The sequence below is a fragment of the Rhizobium sp. Root149 genome, assembly GCF_001427345.1.
Lineage (GTDB): Bacteria > Pseudomonadota > Alphaproteobacteria > Rhizobiales > Rhizobiaceae > Neorhizobium > Neorhizobium rhizoryzae.
In genome coordinates this window covers 695,892-714,834 of the sequence record NZ_LMGD01000001.1, presented here as the reverse complement: position 1 = coordinate 714,834, position 18,943 = coordinate 695,892, and the positions used below count along the sequence as shown (strand labels likewise).

Here is an 18,943-nt window from a genome sequence, read left to right as displayed (position 1 = left end):
CCGCCTGGGCTTCACTTCTTGCCTTCTCGCGCCCATGGCGGCGGCTGCTTGTTCTCGATCCACGGAAGAAGTTGCAGCGTCTTCGGTTCGACGGTCGCCGTAATGATTGGGTAGTGCTTGAGGGCGCTGCGCATCAACGGAAGGCCGGCCGGATTCGTGTATCGGGTGTTCGTTTCACTGCCCTCGCTCAATCGCCCGGAGATGTCATCGATCACTTCAGACGAGACGCCTGCCTGCTTCAGGGTGTCCGCCATCCCGTGGCGAAGGGCATGAATGGCTCGCTCCCACATTTTTTCGCCGAGCGCGCCCCGCATGATAGGGATGAAAGTGTCGTAGAAGCGGTCTCCGGGATCGTTATCCGTCTTATCCGAGAACAGGTCAGGGAAGAGAGCTTCGTAGCCTAGTCCCTTGATCGCCTGATAGTAATCGAGGAAGCCCAATCGGATCAATTCGTCGGGCATGGGCAGCAGTCGTTTTGATTGCGCGGTCTTCAATCGCCTGATGCCATTGTTGCGAAGGAGGATGACATATCCGTCTTCGTCCTTCGCAATGTCGTCGACGGAAAGTCCTGCGAACTCTTTGCGTCGAGGCCCCAGGTAAGTGAACAGGATCGGCAGATAATAAAGCGAATCATGGAAAACTTGGCTCCCCGGTTTTCTCCGTTTTCCGCGCAGATGATCCAGAGAGCCAGTGTAGACGGGGCTCGAGAAAATCGGAGCGATGTCTTCCGGCTTCGGTTTGTATTGCTGGTGGCGGATGTCTCCTGCTTTGGGCTTTCGTGGACGCAGGCCTTCAAAGGTCCAGTTTTCGATTTCGAACCCGTGGCCTTTGAGATGCTTTAGGAAGTGCTGTAGATTTCCGAAGTGCTTTCGGACCGTTGCCGGAGCCAGACCAACCTTCGCCTTGGTTCCTGAAATCTCTGCAGCCTTACGCAGTCTGTCGCCTTCCGCACGAAGTTCCGGCGCTGACATGACGCGCATCCTGCTGCTTCTGCCCCAGTCCGTCGGAATGTGATTGAAGTGCTGGCGCAACTGTCCAATGTGATATTGTTCGATCTGCCCGGAGTGCTTTACCCCATGCTCGATGAGCACCGACTTGAACATCCGAACCAGCGCCATGGCATCCCGCCCGGTTTCAGTTGTCCAATCCTCGCCCATGTTGTCGATGAGCTTCTCGCACTCCTGCTCGAAGTCGGCAATAGGAACGACCCTCTGCTCGGCACTGGGAGCTTTCGGCTGTGCCGTGATTTCCTCCGGGCGCGGTGTGAGATCCAGATAAGCGACGCCCGGCTCTCCTGAAATGATCTGTAAAGCCGATAAGGACGATTGTTCATCGTGCCGCGTCGGCGGCTCAGGCACTGCAGTTTCAGGAACTAGAACCTCGGTAATCGGCGTGATGGCTCTTTCGCCGCCCGTGAACTTGCTCTGGCTTTTATCGACAAGCTCGTGCCGCTCATCGATGTCGAGGAGGGCAGCAGCGCGACCCTCAAAGATCTTCGACATGGCACGCTGACGATTAGCGACAGTGTCGCCGATTTCGAAATTGTAGATCAGTCGCCGGATGCCGTCTTCAAACCCCGGGCTGCGCGCGATGGCCAGTTCGCCCCGGTAGTTCGCCCTGATGGCGTCGATGTGCGAGATCGGGACACGATTGTTGAGGAGATAGGTTAGGCCCGCGCAACCGCTCTCCAGCGTCAGCTCCGTCCGGCTCCCGAACTTCGCGACGAGCTGACAGGCCCAACCGGCCTCGAGATCGAGTTCCATCTCCTCGACATTCCCGCCACGGCCGTTGCGCCTGGCAAGCGTATTAATCTCATCGAGTCGCTCGAGTTCTTTGTCGCGCTCATGCTCAAACAGTTTCTGAAGCTGTTGCTTGGACATCATTTCCTTCGAGTTCAACTTCAATTCGGCCAGTCGCGTGTTGAGCTTCCGGCCAATGATCTGAGCCTTTCTATGGTCGGAACAATGAAGGCTGAGTGAAAGGCGGCTACCGGGACCGCAGTTGATGAGAGCGGCCGGGACGCGTGGCCGCCAATAGAAGATGTTTCCGCGGCGGATCAGATTCTCGACTTCGTGGCGCACGGCCATGACGAATGCCCTGTCTTTGCCCGGAGCTTTGTCCCTCGCGCTTGAACGGCGTGGGCATCACCTCTGGGCACCAGTTTTGGGCATCAGGTCGCCAATGATGCCAAAACACTATCCGGCACGACTGGAAAATCAAGGAATTAAGGGCTTTTAGGGAGAATTGGCTGGGGAACCTGGATTCGAACCAAGATTAACGGAGTCAGAGTCCGCCGTTCTACCATTGAACTATTCCCCAATCGCAAGGGGCAAAGCCCTTGGAATGGCGATGCAAGTTTCTTCGGAGAAGAAGCCTGAGGCATTTTTGCCCCGCAACATCGTGAGCGCCCTTCTAACAGAATTCCGCACGCGATCAAGAGTGGTCGGCAAGTTTTTTGAGGAGAGCTGAAATTTTCCCGTGTGGTGAAAAATGCGCCGTCCATCGGGGAGCATTCTCGGCGTGATTTGCCTCTTCAAGCTTTCTGGATAAAGCCATTGGCGAATTCGCCAGAGGCTGTTATCCTGTTGCCAACGAAACGATTAACGCCGCTGCGGGCAAGCAATGCTCTGGGCGCGGCCATGGAATAAGACAGTGATGAACCCCGATAGCGGCGGAAAGCCGCCCGTAGGTGGTACGTCGGCAGATGGGCGACCCGGGGGTAAACCCCGCCGTCGCCGCAGGGCGAAACGGGGCGGCAAGCAGATTGCTGCGCCTGAAGGCTCGCGTGTACACGACGCGCAGGCCCGTTCTGAAGTCCGACGGCCGGAAACGCAGGAACAACTCCCCCCGCGAAAGCGAAAGCGCCGCCGTGCGCGTGGCAACGGCCAGTCTGGCGGATCGCCGGGCGGTAGCGCGGGTGCGCAGGCGGGCGCAGCCGCCCATGCCAATGCCGATGCTCAATCGGGGACGGACGCGACGTCGGCCAAGTCGGCTCACGCGGCAGGTCATGCACCAAATGCAGGCCGGCGCAAGGGGCGAGGCAAGAAGGCGCACCAGGCGCGTGGTCTGCAGGGGCGCCCGCTCGCCACGCAGTCGCATGGGCATGGAAAGGGCGGGGCGGGTGCGAAAGCGCCCCAGTCTTCTCCCTCGATGGCAACCACTGGCACAGCAAAGCCGCATCAGGCTAAAGGCGGCCATTCAAAGGGCCCGGCACACCTCAGGCATGCTTCCGATCAACCGGCACGCACGTCATCTGGCGGTGACCAGTTCGCGGACCAGCGCCGACGCTCGCAGGCCGATGATCTCTACGCGGCGCTCGATCTTGGCACCAATAACTGCCGTCTGCTGATTGCACAGCCAACGCGCCCGGGTCAGTTCCGCGTCGTGGATGCGTTCTCGCGCATTGTTCGTCTGGGTGAAGGACTGGCCGCGACCGGAAGGCTTTCCGACGAGGCGATGGATCGTGCCGTAGAGGCGCTCAAAATCTGCGCTTCCAAGCTTGCCTCGCGCCAGATCCGCAAGATGCGTTTGATTGCGACCGAGGCCTGCCGTGCCGCGGCCAATGGCGAGGATTTCCTTGAGCGTGTCACCCGCGAGACCGGACTGACGCTGGAAATCATCGATCGGGAAACGGAAGCGCGGCTTGCCGTCTCCGGCTGCTCGTCGCTGGTTGGGCGCGAGGCGCGCTCGGTCGTTCTGTTTGACATCGGCGGCGGCTCGTCCGAAATCGCGGTCATCCGCATTCAGGATAATCGCTCCAGCCGTCTGGCCAACCATATCACGCATTGGACGTCTCTGCCTGTGGGTGTGGTGACGCTCTCGGAACGCCACGGTGGACGCGATGTCACGCCAGCCGTTTTCTCGGCCATGGTCGAGGAGGTTGAAACCATGCTGGCCGGTTTCGATTGCCCGAATTTCGGTGAAACCGACGGTCAGGAGCCGGATGCAGAATTCCACCTTATCGGCACCTCCGGCACGGTAACGACGCTTGCCGGCGTGCATCTCGATCTGCCACGCTATGATCGCCGCAAGGTGGATGGGCTCTGGCTGTCGGATGCGGAAGTCAGCGCGATGCAGGAGAAACTTCTGTCCTGGGATTTCGAGGGCAGGGCAACCAATCCCTGCATTGGTCCGGACAGGGCAGATCTGGTGCTCGCCGGATGTGCCATTCTGGAGGCTATACGCCGCCGCTGGCCATCGCGGCGCATGCGTGTTGCCGATCGCGGCCTTCGCGAAGGCTTGCTGACAGATATGATGGCGGATGATGGTGTCTGGCGCCGTGCGCGCGGACGTCGCGCTGAACATTCGGCCCGCAGTGCCGGGGAGACGCACAGATGACGAAAACACCGATCGGCCGAAAACTCGGTCAAAAGGTCAAGAAGGGCAAGCTCAAGGCCTCGTCCCGTCGATGGCTGGAGCGTCACATAAACGACCCCTATGTCCAGCGCGCCAAGCTGGAGGGATATCGCGCCCGTGCCGCTTTCAAGCTGCTGGAAATCGACGAGAAGCACCAGATCCTGAAGGGCGCTCGCCGGATCATCGACCTTGGCGCTGCGCCCGGCAGCTGGTCGCAGATTGCCGCGAAAGTGACTGGATCAACGGAAGAGGATGTGCGCGTTGCGGCCATCGACTTCCTCGAGGTCGCACCCATTCCGGGCGTCAAGATCCTGCAACTCGACTTTCTGGATGACGATGCGCCACGCCAGTTGATGGAAGCCGTTGGCGGAACGCCAAACCTCGTGATGTCCGATATGGCGGCGCCGACCACCGGCCACCAGAAGACGGACCACCTGCGCACCATGCATCTGTGCGAAGTGGCGGCCTATTTCGCTGTAGAAGTTCTGGCGGAAGGTGGACACTTTCTTGCGAAAACCTTCCAGGGCGGGACGGAGAAAGATCTGCTGAATATGCTCAAGCAGAATTTCCGGCAGGTCATGCACATCAAGCCGGCCTCATCCCGTTCCGAATCGGTCGAAATGTTCCTGCTGGCCAAGGGCTTCAAGGGCCGCAAGGCCGTTCAGGATGCAGACGACGCTGCAATCGAGGGCGAGACCGCTGAGGAGTAGCAGCGGTCTATTCGCCCGGTGCCTCTGCCTGATCGGCGGTTCTGATGCGATGGCCGGAGACGCTTGCGCCTGCATGGCGCGGTAGCGAGAGGATCGGGATGATCGAGCAGAGCGAGATCGCTGAAACGATCAGGAATGCCAGATGGAAATCCGCCAGTTGCAGATGCGTTCCTGAGATGTAGGAAGAGGTCTCCAGCACGAGTGCTGCAAAGGCAACGCCAAGCGCCAGGCTGACCTGTTGCATGACGGAACTGATGGAGGTTGCCTGGCTCGCCTCGTCATCCCCGATGTCCGAATAGCTCAGAGCATTTGCGCCCGTGAAGAACAGCGAGCGCGCAAGGCCCGATGCGAACAGGAAAAACGTGATGATGAGCGGCGGGGTCGTTGCATCAAACAGCGCATTCACGGCCGTCATTGCTGCGCCTGCAACGCTGGCGCTCATGAGTGCCGTTCTGAACCCGATAGCGGCAAAGGCACGTTTTGCAACGAACTTGACTGTCAGCGCGCCAGCCGCGCCGGCAAAGGTGGTGAGGCCCGATTGGAAAGGGGTCATTCCGAAGCTCAACTGCAACATCAACGGCATGAGAAACGGCACCGCACCGGTTGCTATGCGAAAAAGCGAACCGCTGGTGGTCGCAGCCCGGAAGGCCGTGTTGCGAAAGATCTCCAGTTTCAGGATCGGGTTCGGGTGCCGGCGCGAATGCAGGATGTAAAGCCCTCCGCAGAGCAACCCCAGCAGCGTCGTACCGATGCCGATCGCCGGCGGCAGAGCCGGAAGGCTGACGACAGATAGCCCGAACACCAGGCCTGCCGCTGCAACGGCGGTCAGAACGAAGCCGATCCTGTCCAGAGGTGGCGCTCCACGCGCAGGAATCTCCGGAAGATGCACGGAAGACAGCCAGATACCGATGATCCCGATCGGTACATTGATGATGAAGATCCAGTGCCAGGTGAAATAGGTGGTGATGAAACCACCGATCGGCGGGCCGGTCAGCGGGCCGACCAGTGCCGGAATGGTCAGCAGCGACATGGCCGATACCAGATCCTTACGGTCCGTCGTTCTGAGCAGAACGAGGCGACCGATGGGTGTCATCATCGCGCCGCCCATGCCTTGCAGGAAGCGTGACACGACGAAGCTGAAGACGGACGAGGAAATGGCACACATAATCGAGCCGATGACGAAAACGCCGATGGCCAAGCGAAAAATATTCTTCGCGCCGAACTTGTCCGCCATCCAGCCGCTGATCGGAATGAAGACCGCCAGCGACACCATGTAGGATGTCAGCGCCAGCTTGAGCGTGATCGGGCTGACGCCGAGATCCATCGCGATGGCCGGCAAGGCCGTCGAAATGACGGTGGAGTCCATGTGCTCCATGAACAGGGCTACGGCGAGGATCAGCGGTACGATGCGGTTCATGCGGTCACGCTCAATAAAGATTGTGTCACTCACTACGCCCCTCGCCATCGCCTCGCCAGTGCTTTCACGCGACAGTGAGCATTTTCACGTCTACGTGAGCGGAGTTTTCATTATCAATACCTCCATTATCTCTCGGTCCGGTCGCGCAATCACGACGATCCGCGATCATTGCACAGTTTGGAGGGATAGATGGCAGGATGGACATTTGGGCGGCGCGCACTTCTGGGCGCAACGGGGGCAGGCATTCTGGCGGCGCCGGCAATCATTTCAGGTCGCGCCTTCGCGCAGACCGCTCCTCAAGCATCGACGGATAAAAGCATGACGACACAATTGCCGCCGGAGACACACAGCTTCAAGCTGGGAGACTTCAAGGTATTTGTTCTGAAGGATGGGGCACGGCCCTCCGGCAAACCGAATGAGACCTTCGGCACCAATCAAAGCGCGGATGCTGTCGGCGCTCTGCTGGCAGAGAACTTCCTGCCGAAGGACCAGTTCGTGAATTCCTTCGCCCCGGTGATGATCGATACCGGAAGCGATGTCGTGCTGTTCGACACCGGGCTTGGTCAGGGCGGACGTGCACAGGGCACAGGCCGACTGCTGGAAGGCATCAAGGCCGTTGGCTACAAGCCGGAAGACGTGACGGTCGTCGTGATCACGCACATGCATGGTGATCACATTGGCGGCCTGATGGAAGATGGAAAGCCGGCCTTTGCCAATGCGCGCTACATCGCGGGCCAGGCAGAATATGACTTCTGGACCAATCCTGCCCGGGCGGGCACGCCGGCAGAAGGCGGCCAGAAGGGTGTTCTGGCAAACGTCAAGCCGCTGGCGGAGAAGACGAAGTTCGTCGGTGACAATGCATCCGTAACCTCCGGCATCACCGGCATGGCAGCCTTCGGTCATTCGCCAGGCCACATGATCTACAACGTCGAATCCGCGGGCAAGCGCCTGATCCTGACGGCAGATACGGCAAACCACTATGTGCTGTCGCTTCAGAAGCCGGAATGGGAAGTCCGCTTCGACATGGACAAGGCCGCAGCCGCCGCAACCCGCAAGAAGGTGTTCGATATGCTGGCGACCGACAAGGTCGCCTTCCTTGGCTACCATATGCCGTTCCCGGCGGTCGGCTTCGTGGAAAAGAAGGATACCGGCTACCGCTTCGTGCCGAAGAGCTACCAGTTCGACATCTGATAGCAGCCAGTTTTGATGGATCTGAAGGCGGGGTATCGGAAGAAGCCCCGCTTTTTGCTATTCCCATCCTGTCATAACCGTGTTACCAGCCCTCGCCAACTTCCCATTCCTGAAGAACGCTTCCGGTACCTCCCGCCGGGACGGGCTTCCTATATTGTAAGGAAATTGGCCATGGCTCGAATCATTGAATCCGCAACGGGCGCCGAAGCGCTGACTTTCGACGACGTGCTGCTGCAGCCGGGTCATTCCGAAGTCATGCCCGGACAGACGAATATAGCCACGCGCATTGCCCGCGATATCGATCTGTCGCTTCCGATCCTGTCGTCAGCCATGGATACGGTCACGGAAAGCCGTCTGGCAATCGCCATGGCACAGGCCGGTGGCATCGGCGTCATTCATCGCAATCTGACCCCTGTCCAGCAAGCCGAGGAAGTGCGCCAGGTCAAGAAGTTCGAGAGCGGCATGGTCGTCAATCCGGTCACCATCGGTCCGGATGCCACGCTGGCCGAAGCTCTCTCTCTGATGAAGGCTCACGGCATTTCCGGCATTCCGGTGGTCGAGAACGGCGGTCGTCCCGGCCGGCTTGTGGGTATCCTGACCAACCGTGACGTTCGCTTTGCCTCCAATCCGAACCAGAAGATCTACGAATTGATGACCCGCGAAAACCTCGTGACGGTCAAGGATGGCGTAGACCAGCAGGAAGCCAAGCGCCTGCTTCATTCCCACCGCATCGAAAAGCTGCTCGTCGTCGACAATGACGGGCGCTGCATCGGCCTGATCACCGTCAAGGACATTGAAAAGTCGCAGCTGAACCCGCATGCGGCCAAGGATGCGCAGGGTCGTCTTCGCGTTGCCGCTGCAATTTCGACCGGTGACGACGGTGTCGAGCGTGCCGAACGCCTGATCGAGGCGGGTTGCGACGTGATCGTCGTCGATACGGCGCATGGACATAGCCAGAAGGTTCTCGACGCCGTCGCACACGTCAAGAAGATGTCGAATGCCATCCGCATCATTGCGGGCAATGTGGCAACGGGCGAGGGGACGCGCGCGCTCATCGATTCCGGCGCCGATTGCGTGAAGGTCGGTATCGGTCCCGGTTCGATCTGCACCACGCGCGTCGTTGCGGGCGTCGGCGTACCCCAGCTCGCAGCTGTCATGGCGGCTGTCGAGGAAGCCAACAAGCACGACATTCCGGTTATCGCCGATGGTGGCCTGAAATTCTCCGGCGACGTGGCAAAGGCCATTGCCGCCGGTGCATCTGCCGTCATGGTTGGCTCGCTGCTGGCCGGTACGGATGAAAGCCCGGGTGAGGTCTATCTCTACCAGGGTCGTTCCTTCAAGGCCTATCGCGGCATGGGGTCCGTTGGTGCCATGGCGCGCGGTTCGGCAGACCGCTATTTCCAGGCGGAAGTGCGCGATACGCTGAAGTTGGTGCCGGAAGGTATCGAAGGTCAGGTTCCCTACAAGGGCCCGGTTTCGGCTGTGCTTCACCAGCTTGCAGGCGGCCTGAAGGCGGCCATGGGCTATGTGGGCGGCAAGGATATCAAGGACTTCCAGGAAAAGGCGACCTTCGTGCGCATCTCCGGCGCTGGACTTCGTGAAAGCCATCCGCATGGCGTAACCATCACCCGTGAGAGCCCCAATTATCCCGGTAACGGCGGCTGATAAATAAAATTGCATCGTTGCGGCAGGCGCCATTGCCAGCCGCAACGCCCTGATTATTCTGATGCCGCCCCGTCATGGCGCGGGGCTTCAGGGGATCAGGGGAATACAATGAAAAGACTTATTGCAGTTGCAGTTCTGGCCGCTCTTCCGGCCTTTCCGGTGCTCGGCCAGACCGTCGAGGCCGGTACTTACGATGTGCGTGGAACCAATCTGGACGGCAGCAAGTATCAGGGTACGGCCCGCATCAAGCTGACCAGCGAAACAACCTGCTCGATCGAATGGAAAACAGGTTCGACATCGTCCACAGGCATCTGCATGCTCTACGAGAACGCGTTTGCTGCCTCCTATATCCTTGGCAAGGATGTTGGCCTGGTGGTCTACGAGGTAAAGGGTAATGGTGTGCTGGAAGGCGTCTGGACCGTATCCGGCGAAGATGGCTCTGGCACAGAGACGCTCCGTCTTCGACGTCAATAAGGATAGGCACCGGAAGCGGCCACGTATTGCGGGAATGCCTGGAAAGGAATGTGAATGATTTCGGATCAATCCATGATCTGGCCGATGTTTGCCCATGTCGTGCTTGTCTTCGTGCTCTACGTGCTTCTGTCACGCAGGCGCGTTGCGGCAGTCAAAGGTGGGCGGGCAACAGTGTCCCAGTTCCGCCAGAACCTGAGCGAGCCGGAAGACAGCCTGTTTGTGCATAACAACCTGAAGAACCAGTTCGAACTGCCGATCTTCTTCCATGTTGCCTGCATAGCGATCTACATTGTCAATGCGGATAATATCGGCACGGTCCTGCTCGCCTGGCTCTTCGTCATTTCCCGCTACGTGCATAGCTATATCCACATTTCCACGAACCGTATTGCCCATCGCAGACCAGCCTTCATCGTGGGCTTTGGTGCGCTGCTGATCATGTGGATCTGGCTCGCCATCTGGATGGTGCTGACCTGACAACGGGCACAAACCCACGGAGTTGAGGCAGATCAATAAGCCGATGCTCAATCTCATCTAGACAAGGTCCGGGCAATTCGACAGCCCGGACCTTTTCGTTTTGAGATGGAGTTTGATCATGGCTGAGACAATGAAAGCTGCCGTCGTGCGTGCCTTCGGGCAGCCGCTTGCAATCGAGGAAGTGGCAGTTCCGGAGCCGCGGCCGGGCCAGATTCTCGTGCAGTACATGGCGACAGGCGTGTGCCATACGGATCTCCATGCTGCTAATGGCGATTGGCCGGTCAAGCCGAACCCTCCCTTTATTCCGGGCCATGAGGGCGTGGGCTTCGTGGCCAAGCTCGGTGCCGGCGTGAAATCCGTGAAAGAGGGCGATCGTGTGGGCGTTCCGTGGCTGCACACGGCATGCGGTTGCTGCTCGCCCTGCCGCACGGGATGGGAAACATTGTGCGGCTCGCAGCAGAATACCGGCTATTCGGTCAACGGTACTTTCGCACAATATGGCCTGGCCGATCCCGCCTTTGTTGGAAAGCTGCCGGACAATCTCGAATTCGGACCGGCAGCCCCGATCCTGTGTGCGGGCGTGACTGTCTACAAGGGTCTCAAGGAAACGGAAGTCAGGCCGGGGGAATGGGTGGTCATCTCGGGCATCGGCGGGCTGGGCCATCTGGCCGTTCAATATGCCAAGGCCATGGGAATGCATGTTGTTGCTGCGGACATTTTCGACGACAAGCTGGCGCTGGCCAAAACCTTCGGCGCCGATCTGACCGTCAACGGCAAGGATGCCGATGCCATCGCGCAGGTTCAGAAGGCAACAGGTGGCGTTCACGGCGCATTGGTAACAGCCGTCTCGCCCAAGGCCATGGAGCAGGCCTATGGTTTCCTGCGCTCCAAGGGCACCATGTCGCTCGTCGGGCTGCCGCCGGGCTTCATATCCCTGCCTGTGTTCGATACTGTGCTGAAGCGCATCACCGTGCGCGGATCGATCGTCGGCACACGGCAGGATCTGGAGGAAAGCCTGATGTTCGCGGGCGAAGGCAAGGTCGCCTCGCATTTCTCCTGGGACCGGATCGAAAACATCAACGACATCTTCCACCGCATGGAGGCGGGCAAGATCGACGGACGCATTGTTCTGGATCTAACAACCTGATGCTCACGTAGAAGTGTATGCGAAGACAATAATGAGCGGCTGTCTGGTCGCTCGACTTGTTCCATCTTCTTCGCATTACGACAAAACGGAGGAAGAGCAGTGACCGAAGAAACGGGCAAGCCGAACATCACGCAGGCCATGATCGACGCCTACGATGAATACACCCATCTCAGTCTCGACCGTCGGAAGTTCATGGAAAGGTTGACGGTCCTTGCAGGATCTGGCGCAGCCGCGGCAACCATCGCTCCCATGCTCGCGGCAAACAGCGCGCAGGCCGCCATGGTGGCTGCGGATGATAGCCGTGTTGCCGGTCAGGATGTCATCTATCCCGGTGCCTCGGGTGAGATGAAGGGCTATCTCGTCACGCCGAAATCCGCTTCCGGCCCATTGGGATCTGTCATTGTCATCCATGAAAATCGCGGCTTGAACGAGCATATTCGTGATGTCGCCCGCCGCGTCGCTGTCGATGGCTTCGTGGCACTTGCGCCGGATTTCCTGTCTCCGCAGGGCGGCACGCCGTCTAATGAGGACAAGGCACGCGAGATGTTCAGCACGCTCGACATGGCCCAGACCGTTGCCAATGGCGAGGCCACACGAGCATTTCTCGCCAAGCGTCAGGGCGCCAATGGCAAGGTGGGTGCGGTTGGTTTCTGCTGGGGAGGCGGCCTGGTCAATCGCATGGCCACCAAATCACCGGAGTTGAACGCAGGCGTCGCCTATTATGGCGCGCAGGCACCGGCAGCCGATGTTCCTGCCATCAAGGCACCGCTCCTGCTGCATTATGCCGGTCTCGATGAACGGATCAATGCCGGGATCGACGCCTACAAGAAAGCACTGACGGATAACGGCAAGACATTCGAGATCTTCATCTATGACGGCGTCAACCACGCCTTCAACAATGATTCCTCAGCCGCCCGCTACGACAAGGCGGCAGCCGATCTCGCCTGGAGCCGCACGACAGCCTTCTTCAAGAAGTATCTGGCCTGATCGCTGCTCATGGTGCCCGGTTACCAGCCGGGCATCATCGGTATGCTGCGCAAGCGTGTTCCGCTCCGGCCAAAGGGCTTGATTTCCGCGCCATCCACCTCATCGGCAGCCACCGTCGACGAGATATTGTCGAGGCATGCGGTGATGTGATCCGTGATCGCCGTCATCAGAGAGGTCGAGAGACCGGGGCGTTTCATCAATCCGATCTGGACCGGGGGCAGGGGAGGAAAGCCATCCGCCTGCGTCAGAACCTTCATGCCAGGGCGAAGGGCCGATTCCGGCAGCACCGAAACTGCCATGCCTGCCAGTACAGCGGCAGCGACGACAGTCGAAGACCAGCTTGTGAACAGGATCTGATAATCGCGCCCATCCGCATCCAGCGCCGAGCAGGCGAGTTGTCGCCAATTGCAATCACGCCGTCCAACAGCCAGTGGCACGGGCGCGTTGTCCCGCAGCGGATGATTGGCCGATGCGACCCAGCAAAGCGGCTCGGTCCGCACGACATCCGATTGGCGCGCACGTGGATTATGGGTCACGAGCGCAATGTCCAGTTCGCCCCTAGCCATCTTCTCGGCCAGATCGACAGAAGGCTCGCAGACGATGTAGAGCTCGACATTCGGATGGGTCTTGGCAAAACGTCCAATGATTTCCGGCATATAGCGATCGGCGTAGTCATCCGGCGTACCGATGCGCAAGGTGCCTTCAAGACGGTTGTCGTCAAATGCAGCAATAGCTTCGTTGTTGAGGCGAATGATGCGGCGCGCATAGTTCAGAAGCTTCTCGCCTTCGGCGGTGAGGCGGTTGCCTCGTCCATCCTTGGTGAAGAGCTGCTTGCCGACGCGCTCTTCCAGGCGTCGCATCTGCATGGAAACCGCACTTTGCGTCTTGAAGACACGGTCGGCCGCCTTCGTGAAACTGCCTGCGTCGACGATTGCGACGAAGGTATGCAGTTGGTCTATATCCAAAGGTGCTGACATTGGCGTTATCCATCAGGTTCTCTGATGTTAATCATTAGAAACATTCGTTGGACTGATCAATATGAATTCGGCGATAACTGCATCATAGCAAAGCGACATTGACCTCCAACGCCGCCAGACGCTGTCACTCCTGTACGACCGTGCAGGAGCGTGCTCCCTCGTGCCGAATCGAAAGGATATTCCCATGCGCACGACCGACCGGACCTTTACCCCTGCAATGGCTACGGCTGGCAAAGCCGAAACACGCTTTTTTGCCACGGCTGTGTCCTGGGTCAAATCCGTATTGAACGGTCTGCGCAATCGACAGGCACTGGCAGCCATCGCAGAGCTTGACGAAGTCCATTTGCGAGACATCGGTTTGAATCGTCGTGATGTCGACCATGCGCTTGAAAAGACGAGCCTGTTGCAGGATCCGTTCACGCTCTTGCCGCCCGCTCCCCGTCAGCGTGGCAAATTTTCAGCCGCAAGGTGACGAGCCTTTCGACAGGCTGAGTTTGAACTTCAGGTGGCTTGCCCCGCCACCCAGGCATTCCGGATCAGATGATCCACCTCCCGTCTGTTCGGAATGCTCCAATTTGAGTTTTCCCCGCAGGGTACGCCAATACCCCTGCCCCTTGCCCGGCCGGTATGCCCACCTGCCGGGCCTTTTTATGCTTTGGAACGTGGTACCGATCTGACTCAGCCGTCGCTCTTGCTCGGCTCTGCAGTTGCACCGCGCCGATAGCCTTCTATCAGGGCTTCCATATTCTTCTGGTAGGCTTTCTGAACCTCAACTCCTGTATCGAACATGGAATTCAGCATCGAACGGAAAGCTTCGCTATCCGGCTTGGGTGCTTCTGCCTGTGGCTTCGGCTGTGCGGCTTCCTCGGCTGGCTTGGATTGCAATCCGCCGGTCATCATGTCCTGAAACGCTTTGGCGAAAGGGTTGTCGAGGAAGGGATTTCCGGTCGTCTGCGCTTTCTGTTCCTGCTGCTTGTCCAGTCCCCAGAAGCTGCGCACAGCCTGAAACATCGGATTATCCAGAGAGAAGGGGTCAGCTTGCGGCTTGGGCTTCGGCTGAAAACCGATTGCCTGTAGCCATTGCTCGCTCATACGGGTCATGGCGTCCGGGGAGAAGGCATTGTTCGGCGTCATCTGGCCGCTCATCTGCTTGAACAGGCCGCCCATCAACGTGTCTGCCATGGCAGGCATCATCTGCTTCAAGACATCCTGCCCGATACCGGTCAGTTGCGCGGCCTGCTGTGCCACGGCCCGGGAAACTTCCTTGGAACCGAAGAGCTTCTCCAGCACGGCATTGCCATCCATCATGCCCTGTGGAGTAAAGGCCTTGCTCACATCCTCGAAATACTTGCCGTAATTCCCCGAATACATGGCGCTCATCAGAGAGCTCATATCGTAGGGATTGGCACTCGACCGTTTGAAACCGGAGGAGAAGGCAGGCAGCAGTGCCGCCATGGCCTGCGCCGTCTGTTCCTGCGCCAGATTGAACTGTTTGGCCATGGCATCCATGGCTGCACCGTTCTGCGCTCTCATGATCATATCGAACAGCGGCAGCATTCTGTGGCTCCTCTCTGGATTGTGCTTATGAACGCACTATAGCGCATCCCGCAAAGTCTGCAGCGGTTTTCGGAGACAATTCAGAGAGAAAGCGGAAGGAGCAAGGCCCCTCCCTGATCGTCAAGAACCCATCGTCAAACGCTGATGGTCAGTACTGGTATTCGTCGAAAACCGGGTCGACCGATCCATTCCAGCGTCCGTTGAAGAGAACGAGCAGTTCTTCCGCAAGAACACGTTTCTTCGCCAGAATTTCTTCAAGCGGCTGCAGGAAGATGCTTTCATCCTGACCATCGCCGTTCAGGCGAGCACGCCGCTTCAGGCCATCGGTTGAAATTCGTACGATCTCTCGTGCCGTCTCCATCAGCGGATGTCCGGCAATCTCGGCCTGAAGGCCCGCTGCCGGAACCGCATCGCGAAGCGCCTGCACCGCCTCGAAGTTCCAGCCGGCGGTCACGTCCTCGGCAGCCGCCATGGCGGTGTCATCGTACAGCAAACCGACCCAGAAGGCGGGAAGCGCGCAAATGCGACGCCATGGGCCACCATCGGCACCGCGCATTTCCAGGTAGCGCTTCAGCCGCACATCCGGGAACAATGTCGAAAGGTGGTTGGTCCAGTCGCCCATATTGGGTTGCCAGTCCGTGACCTCGCCTTTCAGGGCGCCATTCATGAACTGGCGGAAGGTCACGTGGGTGCAATCATGATAGCGACCGTCGCGCACGATGAAATACATCGGCACATCCAGCGCCCATTCCACATAGTCTTCGAAGGTGAAGCCATCGCCGAGAGCCTTGGGCAGCAGGCCGGAGCGCGCATTGTCGGTATCGCGCCAGATCTCGCCGCGCCAGCTTTGCAACCCGTTCGGCTTGCCTTCCGTGAAGGGTGAGGATGCAAACAGGGCTGTGGCAAGCGATTGCAGCTTCAGCGAAAGCTTCATCTTCCGCGCCATGTCGGCCTCGGAAGAGAAGTCCAGGTTCACCTGGATGGTGCAGGTGCGATACATCATGTCCAGGCCATGGCGTCCCACTTTCGGCATGTAGCGCGTCATGATGTCGTAGCGGGATTTCGGCATGCGTGGCGTCTCGGCCAGCGTCCACTTCGGGCTTCCGCCGATACCGAGGAAGCGAATGCCCATCGGCTCCGCTATCTCGCGCAGGACAGCAAGGTGCTGGTTGGATTCACGACAGGTCTGATGCAGGGTCTCAAGCGGCGCACCGGAGAGTTCGAACTGCCCGCCCGGTTCGATTGATATGGCGCCCATGCCGGACTGCTCGCCCAGGCCGATGATGTTGTCGCCATCCATGATCGGTTCCCAGCCGAGCTTTTCCTGCATGCCTTTCAGCAGGGCGGAAATGCTGCGATCACCGAAATACGGAACGGGACTGTTATCCGCCCGGAAGAACGCAAACTTTTCATGCTCGGTGCCGATCCGGAAATCGCTTTCCGGCTTGCAGCCCTTTGCCAGATAGTCGGCCAGTTCAGCCGTAGAGGTCAGCGGTGTGCTATCGGTAGTGTCACGGGCCATGGGAGACCTTGTTCAATGAAATTGCGGATGGGATTCCGATGATGGCTGCTTGAACCGGATCTTTGATCGGTGCAAGTGAATTTCTTTTGCAAGTCAGATTGAATATGCGCTGGATGACCAATCACCAATTGCAGCCTGAACCACGGCAAGCGCTGCAACGGCTGCCGTATCCGCCCGCAAGATTCGCGGACCAAGCGGAATTGCGGTGACGTAGGGGAGGGTGCGAAGCCATTGGCGCTCCTCCTCGGAAAAGCCGCCTTCCGGACCCACGAGCAGTGCCAGCTTGCGTTCGGAAATTCCGGAAAGGACGGGCAGGGGGTTCTGGCTTTCCTCGCCCTCATCGCAATAGATGATGCGGCGGTCCTTCGGCCAGGTTTCCAGCAGATCGCGCAGGCGAACAGGCGCGCAAACCTCCGGCACGGAAAGAATTCCGCATTGCTCTGCGGCTTCCACGACATTGGCCTGCAAACGATCCAGATTGGTGATCTTGCCCTGGACATGCTGTGTCATGACCGGCTGAAGCAGGCCTGCGCCCATCTCGACGGCCTTCTGCACCAGATAGTCCAGCCTCCCCACCTTCAATGGTGCGAAAAGATAATGAAGATCCGGCAGCGGTGTCTGGGGCCGCGTCTGCTCCACAGGCGCCAACAGCAGTTTCTTGCGGCTGGGAAGAACCAGCTTGGCACGCCATTCGCCATGTGCACCATCGAAGATCAGCACGTCGTCATCGGCCTGCATGCGCAGCACGTTGACGAGATAATTGTACTGATCGGACGTGGCCTCCAGTTCGGCGCCAGCCGAAATGGCAGAGGAAACGAAGAGTCTTTGCATGCGAAAGTTGGCGCGCATCGGGAATGCCTGTTCAGCCTAAAAACCGCAACATAAGCATCACGACGCCACCTGCAAGGGCAGCCGACAGCGGAACCGTGATCATCCACGCGGCCAGAATGCTCAGCAGGTGCGATCGGCGCACCAGTCGTCGGCGCCGTTCTTCAGCCTGGTTGACATCTCGGGGAGGCTTGCCCGGGGCGACCTCGGTCATCCCCTGTTCCTGGGCAGTCAGGGAAAGATAGGTCTGTCTCTGCGCAGACCGGCGAATGTACCATTCGCGAAACAGCCCGACACCGAAGACTGAGCCGACAGCGATGTGCGTTGAACTGACAGGAGCGCCGATGCTGGAGGCTAGAATGACGGTCACCGCGGCCGAAAGGGCAACGCAGTAGGCCCGCATCGGATTGAGCTTGGTGATCTCCTTGCCAACCAGATTGACCAATCGTGGTCCGAAAAGCAGGAGACCAAGGGCGATTCCCAAGCCACCGATCGTCAGTTCCCAGAGAGGTACGGACTGCACTTCGAAATTCGGTGATCCTTCCAGGGCAGAAACGATGGCGGCCAGCGGTCCGATTGCGTTGGAAACATCATTTGCGCCATGCGCAAAGGATAGCAGCGCGGCGGAAAAGATCAGTGGAATGCGAAACAGCACGCGCAGGGACTGGTTACGATTCTCAAGTCCTTCCGCGCTTCTTGCAATCAGAGGGTGACTGATCATCCAACCCAGGACTCCTGTCACGAAACCGATCCCCAGCATGACGGACATAGGCAGGAAGACGATCTCGTTTGGCAAGACGATCAGGATATAGGTGGTGAAGCTGCCAAGCATGAGGGCAATCAAAAGCGGCACCCAGCGCCGGGCCGCGGCAATTTTGTCGGGCGTGTAGATGATGAACGTCTTGATGAAGGCAAGCATGGCTACGGCGATCAGAGCGCCAAGGATCGGAGACACAACCCAGCTGACCGCGATGCCGCCGAGCACGGACCAGTTGACGGCATTCACCCCCGCAGCCGCGACCCCGGCGCCCAAGACACCACCCACGATCGAATGGGTGGTCGAAACCGGTGCGTTGATCCAGGTCGCGATATTGATCCAGGCGGCTGCGGCAATGAGGGCTGCTATCATGATCAGCGACAGTTGAACCGGTCCCTGCACCATGTCTGGTCGCACGATGCCGGTCGCAATTGTCCGCACGACATCACTGCCGGAGATCAGCGCGCCCGCGATTTCGCAGATGGCCGCCAGCACGAGGCCCGTCCCGATGCTCATGGCACGTGCGCCAACCGCAGCGCCGATATTGTTGGCAACATCGTTTGCGCCGATATTCATGGCCATGTAGGCGGCAAGCGCAGCAGCCAGGACAATGAGAATACTTTCCGGATGGCCCGTCATGGCGCCGACTGCCATCAGCATCGCTGCGACGAGAAAAAGAAACGCCGCACCGGGAGCGGCCAGCCTGCGCCCGATATGGCGCGAGGCGTCCTCGACAAGGTTGATCTTCTCCAGATCCTTGTCCAGCGTTGCCTTGCGCGACGCCTTCCGGCGGTTCGCCTGTGTTTGGTCAGGATTATTCACGCAGCCTCAAACCGCCATCTTTGTATTGCCGATATAATCAGCGGTCTTTGGCAGACGGT

Annotated in this window: 16 protein-coding genes and 1 tRNA gene; 9 read left to right on the top strand and 8 right to left on the bottom strand. The window is 59.0% G+C overall.

The genetic code is table 11. The features are described from left to right. Window positions 1-11 precede the first annotated feature (11 nt). Window positions 12-2,087, bottom strand: a complete 2,076-nt coding sequence (locus tag ASD54_RS03420) for a DUF6538 domain-containing protein (RefSeq protein WP_062553151.1) — start codon at window positions 2,085-2,087, stop codon at window positions 12-14. Between the two features lie 158 nt (window positions 2,088-2,245). Continuing rightward, window positions 2,246-2,319, bottom strand: a tRNA-Gln gene (locus tag ASD54_RS03415). 333 nt (window positions 2,320-2,652) lie between these two features. On the opposite strand from ASD54_RS03415, the gene ASD54_RS03410 reads away from it, so the two are divergent. Further along, on the top strand, window positions 2,653-4,338 hold the full coding sequence (locus ASD54_RS03410) for a Ppx/GppA phosphatase family protein (RefSeq protein WP_062553150.1): 1,686 nt from the start codon (window positions 2,653-2,655) through the stop codon (window positions 4,336-4,338). Next, window positions 4,335-5,066 (top strand): RlmE family RNA methyltransferase, encoded by a 732-nt coding sequence (locus ASD54_RS03405; RefSeq protein WP_062553149.1) that lies wholly within the window; start codon window positions 4,335-4,337, stop codon window positions 5,064-5,066. Before ASD54_RS03410 ends, ASD54_RS03405 begins: the two co-directional genes overlap by 4 nt. Window positions 5,067-5,073: 7 nt before the next feature. On the opposite strand, the gene ASD54_RS03400 is transcribed toward ASD54_RS03405, so the two are convergent. Continuing rightward, the gene (locus ASD54_RS03400; RefSeq protein ID WP_062553148.1) at window positions 5,074-6,483 is read right to left on the bottom strand and encodes an MFS transporter; all 1,410 of its coding nucleotides are present in this window, start codon (window positions 6,481-6,483) and stop codon (window positions 5,074-5,076) included. A gap of 189 nt (window positions 6,484-6,672) precedes the next feature. On the opposite strand from ASD54_RS03400, the gene ASD54_RS03395 reads away from it, so the two are divergent. The 6 genes from ASD54_RS03395 (at window position 6,673) to ASD54_RS03370 (ending at window position 12,421) form a co-directional block, all read left to right on the top strand. Beyond that, the gene (locus ASD54_RS03395) at window positions 6,673-7,674 is read left to right on the top strand and encodes an MBL fold metallo-hydrolase (protein WP_062553147.1); all 1,002 of its coding nucleotides are present in this window, start codon (window positions 6,673-6,675) and stop codon (window positions 7,672-7,674) included. 171 nt (window positions 7,675-7,845) lie between these two features. Beyond that, window positions 7,846-9,339: an IMP dehydrogenase gene (gene guaB, locus ASD54_RS03390; RefSeq protein ID WP_062553146.1), complete on the top strand. Its 1,494-nt coding sequence runs from the start codon at window positions 7,846-7,848 to the stop codon at window positions 9,337-9,339. Window positions 9,340-9,447: 108 nt separating this feature from the next. After that, window positions 9,448-9,813 (top strand): hypothetical protein, encoded by a 366-nt coding sequence (locus ASD54_RS03385; protein ID WP_062553145.1) that lies wholly within the window; start codon window positions 9,448-9,450, stop codon window positions 9,811-9,813. A 54-nt stretch (window positions 9,814-9,867) separates the two neighbouring features. Further along, window positions 9,868-10,287 carry an MAPEG family protein gene (locus ASD54_RS03380; protein ID WP_062553144.1) on the top strand — a complete coding sequence of 140 codons (420 nt, stop codon included), beginning with the start codon at window positions 9,868-9,870 and terminating at the stop codon, window positions 10,285-10,287. A 118-nt stretch (window positions 10,288-10,405) separates the two neighbouring features. Then, entirely contained in the window at window positions 10,406-11,434 is a 1,029-nt protein-coding gene (gene adhP, locus ASD54_RS03375; RefSeq protein ID WP_062553271.1) for an alcohol dehydrogenase AdhP, read from the top strand. Window positions 11,435-11,572: 138 nt separating this feature from the next. Continuing rightward, window positions 11,573-12,421 (top strand): dienelactone hydrolase family protein, encoded by an 849-nt coding sequence (locus ASD54_RS03370; protein WP_062553270.1) that lies wholly within the window; start codon window positions 11,573-11,575, stop codon window positions 12,419-12,421. Window positions 12,422-12,441: 20 nt separating this feature from the next. Here ASD54_RS03370 and ASD54_RS03365 read toward each other — a convergent pair whose 3' ends face one another. Further along, the gene (locus ASD54_RS03365; protein ID WP_062553143.1) at window positions 12,442-13,398 is read right to left on the bottom strand and encodes a LysR substrate-binding domain-containing protein; all 957 of its coding nucleotides are present in this window, start codon (window positions 13,396-13,398) and stop codon (window positions 12,442-12,444) included. Window positions 13,399-13,582: 184 nt separating this feature from the next. Between ASD54_RS03365 and ASD54_RS03360 the strand changes: the two genes are divergently transcribed. Beyond that, on the top strand, window positions 13,583-13,870 hold the full coding sequence (locus ASD54_RS03360) for a hypothetical protein (RefSeq protein ID WP_062553142.1): 288 nt from the start codon (window positions 13,583-13,585) through the stop codon (window positions 13,868-13,870). A 206-nt stretch (window positions 13,871-14,076) separates the two neighbouring features. On the opposite strand, the gene ASD54_RS03355 is transcribed toward ASD54_RS03360, so the two are convergent. The 4 genes from ASD54_RS03355 to ASD54_RS03340 all read right to left on the bottom strand — a co-directional run bounded on the left by ASD54_RS03355 (window position 14,077) and on the right by ASD54_RS03340 (window position 18,884). After that, window positions 14,077-14,955 carry a DUF937 domain-containing protein gene (locus ASD54_RS03355; RefSeq protein ID WP_062553141.1) on the bottom strand — a complete coding sequence of 293 codons (879 nt, stop codon included), beginning with the start codon at window positions 14,953-14,955 and terminating at the stop codon, window positions 14,077-14,079. Between the two features lie 148 nt (window positions 14,956-15,103). Next, window positions 15,104-16,477, bottom strand: coding sequence for a glutamate--cysteine ligase (locus ASD54_RS03350; RefSeq protein ID WP_062553140.1), 1,374 nt, complete (start codon window positions 16,475-16,477; stop codon window positions 15,104-15,106). Window positions 16,478-16,570: 93 nt separating this feature from the next. Continuing rightward, entirely contained in the window at window positions 16,571-17,326 is a 756-nt protein-coding gene (locus ASD54_RS03345) for a 16S rRNA (uracil(1498)-N(3))-methyltransferase (protein WP_062553139.1), read from the bottom strand. A gap of 13 nt (window positions 17,327-17,339) precedes the next feature. Continuing rightward, a complete protein-coding gene (locus ASD54_RS03340; protein WP_062553138.1) occupies window positions 17,340-18,884 on the bottom strand; it encodes an inorganic phosphate transporter in 1,545 nt (514 codons plus the stop codon). Window positions 18,885-18,943: the final 59 nt, after the last annotated feature.